Below are 1,690 nucleotides of genomic sequence, written 5' to 3'. Positions count from 1 at the left end.
GGGTCTTCCCCGATCATGGTGGGAGACTCAGAACGCCATATTCAGTTTCCCGTAGTGGAACATCACTCCCAGCTTAAAGCGCTCCCGGTTTCGGTATCCCCTGGCTTTTATCCTCAGCAGCCTGATCTTGCTGTTCAGTGCCTCCGCATTTCCGTTTGAGACACTGTGTCGCATGGCATTCAGGATCCCGTACAGCCTTTTTCCTATCGTTTTAGCCGCGTTTTTCATCATGGGAACGTCACTGCTGGCCGCCAGCGCCAGCCATCTCTGCCAGTCATTCCGTCTTTCCTCGCTCCATGGCCTGTTCCAGATATCCTTTGCCAGCTCTTTTAGCGCCCAGCACTGGCTCGTCAGCTTCATCTGTGCACGCAGCCATATCAGCTTTTCCTGCCTGGATTCGGTCATCCACTTATCGCTGTACTGCCACAGGAAGCGGGTTCCCTTTGCCTGACGCCGGCTTTCTACAGGGAGGTGCGGATGTTCATTCTGGCGGGTTTTATCCACCACTTCGCCCAGTTGCTTTGCTACATGGAAGCGGTCGAAGGCGATTTTCTCAACCGCACTGGGTAAGTGGATACGTGCTGCTCTTATATATCCTGCATTCATATCCATGGAGAGCGTTTTGATAGCCAGCAACTGCCCGTCAGTGAGCGTGCGAAGATAGCTGGCAAGGCTCTCTGTGCCGCGATCATCCGTTAAGGCCAGCGCCCGTCCATCGCGATCGGAGATCACCGTTATGTAACGATGTCCTTTTTTAAAGGCAACCTCATCCACATTCATATGACGGGCGGATAATGGCTTTTTTATCCGGGCAAGGCCTCGCTTAACTGCCCGGGTCATAATGCCGTCAACCGCATTCCAGCTGAGCTTAAGTTGTTTCCTGACAGCATCAACGGTGCTGATTTTCAGCCATGAAAGCACGAACGATTCGAACAGAAGCGTATACCGGCTTCCCGGACCCGCCCACGGAACAGGCAGGGTCTGGCAACCATGCTCCGGACACATAATGCGGGGAACATCGGCTTCGACAATCGTGGTGAACTGGGAGGTATCAAGATGGCGCCATTTACGATGCCGGTGATCGTGCACAGGACAGGATTTGCCGCAGGCAGGACAGGTTAATATCGCATTTTCAGCGATTCCGACGGTGACAGTAACGGAACCCGCATTTTCATCAAGGGACAAGGATTCAACCTGCCACGGACCGGACAAATTGAGAATGTGGGCATAGAGGGATCTTTCATCCATAAGAGCGTACCGGATTAAAATTAGATACCCGGCATACTTACACATTCTTCTGGCACCCAGCCAGATTCACCTGAGTCATTGAGCGCCCAGTACCAGCTATTAAGGGACTTCATAACAGTAATTTGCTCGCCGGACCTGACTGATAATTCATGCGCTGTATAGTCTTCGAGGCAGACGACTTCATTTGCACTGAGGGGAGTAAATATTTGTTGTGGGGCCCATCCAGCTTTACCGGAGGCAAGCGCTATCCATACCCATCCGCGATATTCAAGATCACAATGGCTGATAAAGGCAGTACTGTCTTTCTTTATAACGATGGGGTCAGGATAAGCAGAGATGTAATCTCTGATGACAACAGCAGCATTATTATTCAAGTGTTCTCCTCCTGTTGTTCGGTAAACAGCAAAAATCCTACAACAGCCACCACAACAGGGGAAGACCC

General features: G+C 51.4%; 2 protein-coding genes. Both read right to left on the bottom strand.

What is annotated here, in order from left to right:
- Positions 1-27: 27 nt before the first annotated feature.
- Positions 28-1,248, bottom strand: coding sequence for an ISL3 family transposase (locus FD737_RS23630; RefSeq protein ID WP_160834698.1), 1,221 nt, complete (start codon positions 1,246-1,248; stop codon positions 28-30).
- 20 nt (positions 1,249-1,268) lie between these two features.
- Positions 1,269-1,690 (bottom strand): SH3 domain-containing protein (locus tag FD737_RS23625; RefSeq protein WP_237448857.1); only part of this gene is annotated, 422 nt, incomplete at its 5' end.

This window comes from Pantoea sp. Seng, from assembly GCF_009829935.1.
In the GTDB taxonomy this organism is placed as follows: Bacteria; Pseudomonadota; Gammaproteobacteria; order Enterobacterales; family Enterobacteriaceae; genus Pantoea; species Pantoea communis.
This window is presented reverse-complemented; position numbering and strand designations above follow the sequence as displayed.